The sequence below is a fragment of the Halorubrum sp. AD140 genome (genome assembly GCF_034497445.1).
Lineage (GTDB): Archaea > Halobacteriota > Halobacteria > Halobacteriales > Haloferacaceae > Halorubrum.
This window is the reverse complement of sequence record NZ_JAXRUU010000104.1, coordinates 1-5483: the sequence shown is the minus strand read 5'-3', so window position 1 is coordinate 5483 and position 5483 is coordinate 1. Positions and strand designations below refer to the sequence as shown.

Here is a 5483-nt window from a genome sequence, read left to right as displayed (position 1 = left end):
TATGAACAAACGCGGCCACGTCCTCAACGCCCTGCTGCTCGCGCTCGGGCTCGGATTCGTCATCGAGCCCGGACTCGACACGGCGACGGCGCGCACCACCGCCGAGATCACCGCGCCGATCGTGTTGGGCGCGCTGTTCCCCGACGTCGACACCGCCTTCGGCCGCCACCGGAAGACGCTTCACAGCCTCCCGGTGCTCGGGATCTTCCTCGCGTACCCGATCGTCTTCGGCAACCTCCAGTACGTCTGGATCGGCGTGTTGACCCACTACCTCCTCGACGTCGTCGGGAGCCGGCGCGGCATCGCGCTGTTCCACCCCCTGTCGGACAGAGAGTACGGGCTCCCGTTCGGCGTGACGACGAGCAGCAAGTACGCCGACCTCATCACCGTGATCATCACGGCGCTGGAGCTGGCGGCGTTCTGGGCGCTCCACACCTACGTCGTGACGCTCGATCTGGACGTCTCGGCCGCGACTCGGGCCGCGAGCGAGGCGGCAGCCGGGATCGGCGTCTGAGCCGGCCGGTCCCGTCCGGCAGTCACTTGGGTCGGTAGTCCGTCAACGCCCCGGAGTAGACGCTCACGTCGTTGAATCGCCCCTCGTACACCACGTTGCTCGGGAGCGTCGGCTCGTCCCCGGAGAGGAACAGCCGATCCAGCTTCTCCCAGGTGTTTTCGTACCCGAGGTGGGCGAACTCCAGGAGCCCGCGGAGCTGGTGGCGGATCCCGCTCCGATGGACAACCGTTCGCGGCCGCTCCTCGCGGAAGGCGTCGACCACCGCGTCCGCGTCCGGGAGGTCGCCGTCGAATTCGGTCCACGCCTCGCCGACGGTGCCGGGCAGGTGTGCGTACGAGGTGCCGAATCCGGGCTGATCGGTCGTCTCCGCGATCCGCCGGGTCCGAGCGTTCTGGTGGGGGAGGAGCTTCGTGTTGTACGTCTCCACCGCGGCGAGCCGGTCGGCGTGCGCCGCGATCTCCGGTCGGGTGAGCGAGATGGTCGCGAACCCGGGATGCGGGACGAGGACGGCGGCGTCCTGCCGATCGAACTCGGCCATCGCCGCCTCGAACGTGATGTAGTCGGGGACAGGGTCGGTCAGACCGAGGACGAGGAGGTGTCGGCGGTTCCCCCAGTCGCCGGTGAACACCTCACGGGCGGGAACGATAGTCAGGTCGTCGTCGGCGTAGCGGGCCGCGCGCTCTCGGATCGTGGGGAGTCGCGTAAAGTGCGGCGCGTACACGAGCGCGTCGATCCCTCGCTCCTTCGCGAGGGCCACGACGGCGTCGTCGAGCACCTTCACGTGGGCGTCGACGCGCGTTCTCGGTCGGGTCACGAGTGGACGGTGTGCGTCCCCGAGCAAAGGCGTATCGTTCGACGGCGACGCCGGAGGCGGGGGCGAGCGTCGCGGTCGCGACTGGCGGGGTCGTCCCCGGAACGCGGGGGAAACGGTTAATCCCCCGCGGAAGCGACGGGAGGACATGCCCCGCTGGACGTGCGGAATCGGCGGCTGTGACGCCGCCTTCGACGACGTCGAGTCGGCCATCGTCCACCAGACGGACGACCACCGACGCCACGAGTGCAAGGTGTGCGGGACGATCGTCCCGGACGGGTACTTCGCGATCCGCCACGCCTTCGACGAGCACACCCGCGCCGAGTTCGTGCGCGCGTACGACGCCGACTCCGCGGCCGTGCGCCGCCGCGAGGAGATCAAACGGGAGATCGAAGGGGAGGTCGACCTCCAGCGCGTCGTCGACGAGCTCGACCGGGACGTCTGAGCGCCGACGCCGTTTGAGAGGCGCTACAACACCCGCTTTCCGAACGCGCTCGCGGCCAGCTCCGTCGCGAGCTCGGCCGTCTCGTTGTGCTGGTCGAGCGTCGGGTTCACCTCGACGAGCTCCATCGACCGGAGGGTGTCGGCCTCGTCGACGATCTCCATCGCGCTGTGGGCCTCCCGGTAGGTCACCCCGCCTCGGACCGGCGTCCCGACGCCCGGCGCTTCGTTGGGGTCGAGCCAGTCGAGGTCGAGGCTGACGTGGACGCCGTCGACGCCCTCGCCCGCGGTCGCCATCGCCTCCTCGGTAACGTCGGTGATCCCCCGCTCGTCGATGTCGGACATCGTGTACGCCGCGAAGCCGTTGTCGCGGATGACCTCGACCTCCGCGTCGTCGACGGAGCGGAGCCCGACGAGCGCGACGTTCTCCGGGGAGAGCCCGGACGCGTTCGCCCAGTCGACCCCTTCGAACTCGTCGAGGCCGAGCGCGGCCGCCAGCGGCATCCCGTGGACGTTCCCGGAGGGCGTCGTCGAGGGGGTGTTGAGGTCGGCGTGGGCGTCGAACCACACCGCGCCGACGTCCGCGTCGCGAGCGGACCCCGAGAGCGACCCGATGGCGATCGAGTGGTCGCCGCCGAGCGCGAGCGGCACCGCTCCGTCCGCGAGCGTCTCGTCCACCTCGTCCGCGAGGCGGCGGCACACGTCGGCCGTCTCTCGGAGGAACTTCGCCTTCCCGGCGCTCGGCGCGTCCGCGTCCGGGTCGCGCTCCTCCGCGCGGGGGACCGCGAGGTCGCCCGCGTCGACCGTCTCGACGCCCGCGCTCGCGAGCTGGTCGGCGAGCCCGCCGTACCGGATGGCCGACGGTCCCATGTCCACGCCGCGTCGGTTCGCCCCGTAGTCGGTCGGCGCGCCGATGATCCTGACGGTGGTCATGTCAGAGCAAGCGGCGTCCCACCGCTTGAATGGCGGGGATCCGGGGCGACGCCCCCTCGAGGCACGGATCGTCCTATCCTACACGATCGATTATAACGCGTTTCCATCGCATTTAAGCGCCGCCGCAATCTATGCGCGACCATGTCATCGATCGAGCTCACGTCGAGTCAGAAAAGCATCCTCACGGCCCTGATCAACCTCTACGGGGAACAGGAAGACGCGGTAAAGGGCGAGGCGATCGCCGAGGAGGTCGACCGCAACCCCGGCACGATCCGCAACCAGATGCAGAGCCTGAAGGCCCTCCAGTTGGTCGAGGGCGTCCCCGGCCCGAAGGGCGGCTACAAGCCCACCTCGAACGCGTACGAGGCCCTCGACATCCAGCGCATGGACGAGCCCGCCGACGTGCCCATCTTCCACGAGGGCGAGGAGGTCGAGGGGATCAACGTCGACGGGATCGACCTCTCCAGCGTCCACCACCCCGAGCTCTGCCGCGCCGAGATCCACGTCCAGGGCTCCGTCCGGAACTTCCACGAGGGCGACTCCGTCACCGTCGGCCCGACGCCGCTCTCGAAGCTCGTCATCGACGGGACCGTCGACGGGAAAGACGACACCGCGAACGTCCTCATCCTCCGGATCGACGACATGCGTGCGCCCGACGAGCCCGCCGAGCACTGACTGTCTCGCCGGGAATCCGATACTCTGTCCTCCCTCTCGAACCCCGTCGCTCTCGGCGTCAGAGACGGCCGACCGCGAGCAAAACCCCCGCTGTGACGAACGTCGCTCTCGCCGACGCTACATGTCGCCGAACGCGCTCACGCCGCGTCCGGTGGAGGAGACCTTCGCGATCCACCGCACCGCGATGGACTTCTTCAGCAGCTTCGCCGGGGTGCCGCCGAACGTCTTGATCGGCATCCCCACCACGTCGTGAGCGACCGCGTCCTCGCCGATCGAGATGACGGTCCCCTTGTCCGTGTGCTCCCACGACTGGAGGGGCGCGCCGCGGGCGGCCCGCGCGAGGTTCTCGCCGGCGATCTCGGCGGCCTGCCAGGCGGCCTGCGCGGTCGGTGGCGCCACGTCGTCGTCGCCCTGCTCGACGAGGGCGGTGTCGCCGATGGCGAACACGCGGTCGTCGCTGGTGGCGAAGTCGGAGCCGGCGTGGACGCGGTTCGAGCGGTCGTCCTTCTCGACCTCGACGTTCTCAAGCTCCGGCTGGCCCGTAATTCCGCCGGTCCAGATCAGCACGTCGTAGCCGATCTCCTCGGGCTCCTCGTCCTCGCCGCCGCCGAGGTACACCGCCTCCTCGTCGGCCTCCGAGATGAAATCGCCAGTGAGGATCTCGACGTCTGCGTCCTCGAGCCGCTGGCGGAGCGCGCCCTGGATCTGCGGGTCGTTGCCGGGGAACACCTCGTCGAGGCCCTCGACGAGCGTGATCTCGATCGGGGCGCGGTGTTTGTCACGGTACTCCGCGATCTCGCCCGCGGTCTGGATGCCGGAGAGGCCGGCGCCGCCGACGATCACCTCGACGGGGTCGGAGCGGGTCGCGTCGGCCGCCGCCGACCGCACGTCCTCGTGGATCGCCTTCGCGTCGTCGAGGCTCTTGAGCTGGTGGGCGTGCTCCTCCAGCCCCTCGATGCCGAAGAAGGCGGTCGTGGAGCCGACGCCGAGAAGCAGGTAGTCGTAGTCGACGGTCGCGCCGTCGTCGGTCTCGACGACGCGCTCGTCGGTGTCGACGTCGACGACGCGCCCCTGCACGAAGTCGGACTCGGGAGACTTGATCTCGTCGACGGGGATGGTGATCTTGTCCGCGACGGCGGGGTTGCGGATGGCGCGGTGGACCTCGTGTAAGACGAGGTGGTAGTCGTGCTCCGAGACCCACGTGAGCTCCGCCTCGCCCTCGCCGACCTCGTCTTCGAACGCCTTCACCGCACCCGCCCCGGCGTAGCCGGAGCCGACGACGACGACCTGTGTAGTCATGCGTGTCGATCCGCGACGCGCGGGTAAAGTCGCTTTGGAACGCCCGTGACGCGGCCGAGAATCGGTCGACGCGGCCCCGACCTACAGCGACAGCCCGGCGTGCCACCGGTCGGCGCCAGCCTCCCGCTTGACCTCGTCCATGCGCGCGAGCAGCTTCACGGCGAGGCTCGCCGTCTCGGCCGCCCGCGACTCGCCCTCGGTTCGGAACTCGCCGGTGATTCGGTTCGCGTACACCGAGCAGACCGCCCCGGCACGAAGCCCGTACACGTTCGCAATGGTGAGGATCGCCGACGCCTCCATCTCGATGTTCTTCACGTTGGCGTCCCGCAGCTCCGCGACCAGCTCGTCGGAGCCCGCGGCCTCGAACCCCTCGAACCCCGGACGGCCCTGGCCGGCGTAAAAGGAGTCGGCGCTCATCGTCACGCCGGTGTGGTAGTCGTACCCGAGTCGCTCCGCGGCGGCGACGAGCGCCGAGACGACCTCGCCGTCCGCGGCGGCCGGGTAGTCCTCGCGGACGTACTCGTCGCTCGTCCCCTCCTGGCGGACCGCGCCGGTCGTGATCACGAGGTCGCCCACGTCCATCCCGGGCTGGATCGCGCCGCACGACCCGACCCGGACGAACGTGTCGACGCCCACTCTGGCGAGCTCCTCCACCGCGATGGCGGCCGAGGGAGAGCCGATCCCCGTCGACGTCACCGATATCGACGCGCCCTCGTAGCGTCCGGTCGCGGTGCGGTACTCGCGGTGGCGCGCGACCTCCTCGTGGTCGTCCCACAGCGCCGTGATCTTGTCGACGCGCTCGGGGTTGCC

General features: G+C 69.8%; 7 protein-coding genes. 3 read left to right on the top strand and 4 right to left on the bottom strand.

Going from position 1 to position 5483, the window contains the following annotated elements; all coding sequences use genetic code 11:
* Position 1: 1 nt before the first annotated feature.
* Entirely contained in the window at positions 2–514 is a 513-nt protein-coding gene (locus tag U4E84_RS16060; protein ID WP_322533126.1) for a metal-dependent hydrolase, read from the top strand.
* Between the two features lie 22 nt (positions 515–536).
* Here the strand turns inward: U4E84_RS16060 and U4E84_RS16055 are convergent, their stop codons facing one another.
* On the bottom strand, positions 537–1328 hold the full coding sequence (locus U4E84_RS16055; protein WP_322533125.1) for a PHP-associated domain-containing protein: 792 nt from the start codon (positions 1326–1328) through the stop codon (positions 537–539).
* A 145-nt stretch (positions 1329–1473) separates the two neighbouring features.
* Here U4E84_RS16055 and U4E84_RS16050 point away from each other — a divergent pair, with 145 nt between their 5' ends.
* Complete coding sequence (locus U4E84_RS16050; RefSeq protein ID WP_322533124.1) at positions 1474–1770, top strand: hypothetical protein; 297 nt, start codon at positions 1474–1476, stop codon at positions 1768–1770.
* A gap of 23 nt (positions 1771–1793) precedes the next feature.
* Here U4E84_RS16050 and rocF read toward each other — a convergent pair whose 3' ends face one another.
* Positions 1794–2699: an arginase gene (gene rocF, locus U4E84_RS16045; protein ID WP_322533123.1), complete on the bottom strand. Its 906-nt coding sequence runs from the start codon at positions 2697–2699 to the stop codon at positions 1794–1796.
* A gap of 141 nt (positions 2700–2840) precedes the next feature.
* Between rocF and U4E84_RS16040 the strand changes: the two genes are divergently transcribed.
* Entirely contained in the window at positions 2841–3374 is a 534-nt protein-coding gene (locus tag U4E84_RS16040) for an Rrf2 family transcriptional regulator (RefSeq protein WP_322533122.1), read from the top strand.
* A gap of 117 nt (positions 3375–3491) precedes the next feature.
* Here the strand turns inward: U4E84_RS16040 and U4E84_RS16035 are convergent, their stop codons facing one another.
* Together U4E84_RS16035 and U4E84_RS16030 are read right to left on the bottom strand one after the other, a co-directional pair.
* Positions 3492–4673 carry an NAD(P)/FAD-dependent oxidoreductase gene (locus tag U4E84_RS16035; protein ID WP_322533121.1) on the bottom strand — a complete coding sequence of 394 codons (1182 nt, stop codon included), beginning with the start codon at positions 4671–4673 and terminating at the stop codon, positions 3492–3494.
* Positions 4674–4754: 81 nt separating this feature from the next.
* The coding region (locus tag U4E84_RS16030) for a nucleoside phosphorylase (protein WP_322533120.1) at positions 4755–5483 on the bottom strand (729 nt) is incomplete at its 5' end.

Excerpts from the sequence above, each read along its gene's own strand:
- rocF (WP_322533123.1), bottom strand. The coding sequence starts at position 2,699 with ATGACCACCGTCAGGATCATCGGCGCGCCGACCGACTACGGGGCGAAC.
- U4E84_RS16040 (WP_322533122.1), top strand. The coding sequence starts at position 2,841 with ATGTCATCGATCGAGCTCACGTCGAGTCAGAAAAGCATCCTCACGGCC.
- U4E84_RS16060 (WP_322533126.1), top strand. The coding sequence starts at position 2 with ATGAACAAACGCGGCCACGTCCTCAACGCCCTGCTGCTCGCGCTCGGG.
- U4E84_RS16035 (WP_322533121.1), bottom strand. The coding sequence starts at position 4,673 with ATGACTACACAGGTCGTCGTCGTCGGCTCCGGCTACGCCGGGGCGGGT.
- U4E84_RS16050 (WP_322533124.1), top strand. The coding sequence starts at position 1,474 with ATGCCCCGCTGGACGTGCGGAATCGGCGGCTGTGACGCCGCCTTCGAC.